The following is a 1,642-nucleotide window of genomic DNA, read 5'->3' on the forward strand; positions in this document are numbered from 1 at the left end:
TTTATGAAATTGATGATGAGGAGTCAGAATCCTGACATTATTTTCAAAAAGAATAAGCAACGGGAATGATTCTAAAAAAGAGATACTTGACAAAACTAGACTTAACTAAAAACCACACTACAATTCCCAATCTTAAAATGAATCAAGATGGAGTTATCGCAGTGTGGTTTTTGATTATGGCTTCTAGACATAAAAAAAGAGCCGGAGGAACTCCGACTCAACTATAGTCCGTACGGGATTCGAACCCGTGTTACCGCCGTGAAAAGGCGGTGTCTTAACCCCTTGACCAACGGACCATCTCATCTCAAGGACAAGAATAATTATAGCAGTTCAGATTTGAGAATGCAAGTCTTTTTTTCAAAAAATTTCATTTTTTTCAGCTAATAACTCTTTCATGGCTGCAAACCGTAAACGGGACAAGGGACAGCTCACCTGTTCCAGAAATAACACCATCCTATTTCGTCGATCCCAGCCTCGGATATTTTGAATATTGGCTAGATAGGACTTGTGAGGGCGGAAAAACCGGTCTCGTCCTTTGGAGTCCTTTAAATCACTTAATTCTTGTAGGGTTCCTGGAAATTCCTTGATAAAATTTTTTCCGACCATTCGTAGTTTGTGGGAGTTGGGTGCCGTTTCAATGTAGAAAATATCCTGAAAAGGGATTTGTAGGCGTTCGCCTTTGGTACAAAAATCAAAATAATCTGCCTGGGTATCCACATCTACAAAATGCGAACGGCTATATTCTAACACGTCTCGTAACCTGATACGAAATAGATCATCTGCCAAATCCTTGGGAATAAAATCCAGAGCAGCCACCTGATAACGGAAGGTTAAAAGAGCAAATTCAGAATGGGAACTGGTAAACACAATGATCGCAAAGGGGTTGTCTTTCCTAATTTCACGTGCCAGTTCCAATCCCGTTCGCTCCCGATTCTGAATCTCAATGTCCAGAAAATAGAGTTGATGAACTTCCGCCTGCGCGTGGTAATCCATAAATTCCTCTAGTTTCCCCGTGGTTCGAATTTCTAGCTTCTGCTGCAATTCTTCCCCTAATTCCTGCAAAGCTCCTTCCAAACGAATTTGATGGTGAAGCTGGTCTTCTAAAATCAGTACTTTCATGGGTGACTCCTTATCGTTAGGTGTTGGGTAAAGCGATGGTCCTCAAAGTCCGTAGTCAATAACATAGATTCCTCATGATTGAGAATCCGCTTTACCGTAAAGAGACCGGTTCCTCGACTAGGCCCCTTGGTCGACCAATCAGATTGGTAGATTTTTTGAATATCCAAGTCACCAGCTGGTCGGCTATTTTCCAAAATCAACTCTACCCCGTGTTCCGTTGGAAAAATCGCTAGCGCAATCTCCTTCTCTGCAGATGCTTGAGCTGCTTCAACTGCATTGGTCAGTAAAATGGTCAGCAAGCGAACCAAGGCCAGCTGGTTTACATTCAGGGCTGGGACCTTTTCGCGAATTTCCAGAGAAAATTCCAATCCTTTTTCCTGAGCCTGCCCCAGATAGTGAAAGATTAAACTCCGGATGGTCTTATCCTCCAACAGGCACAAATCAAAATAAGGGCACCTCTAAAAACCAGAAGTATTCCGTCATATAAAAAAAGAAGGGACTCTTGTCCTCTAATTTCCAGCAA

General features: G+C 42.1%; 2 protein-coding genes and 1 tRNA gene. All 3 read right to left on the reverse strand.

Annotated elements, in window-relative coordinates:
* Positions 1-224 precede the first annotated feature (224 nt).
* Positions 225-296, reverse strand: a tRNA-Glu gene (locus N4310_RS08375).
* Positions 297-357: 61 nt separating this feature from the next.
* Positions 358-1,119: a response regulator transcription factor gene (locus N4310_RS08380; RefSeq protein WP_262092816.1), complete on the reverse strand. Its 762-nt coding sequence runs from the start codon at positions 1,117-1,119 to the stop codon at positions 358-360.
* Complete coding sequence (locus N4310_RS08385) at positions 1,116-1,487, reverse strand: GHKL domain-containing protein (RefSeq protein ID WP_262092817.1); 372 nt, start codon at positions 1,485-1,487, stop codon at positions 1,116-1,118. Before N4310_RS08385 ends, N4310_RS08380 begins: the two co-directional genes overlap by 4 nt.
* Between the last annotated feature and the right edge of the window lie 155 nt (positions 1,488-1,642).

The sequence above is a fragment of the Streptococcus danieliae genome (assembly GCF_025447695.1).
Lineage (GTDB): Bacteria > Bacillota > Bacilli > Lactobacillales > Streptococcaceae > Streptococcus > Streptococcus danieliae.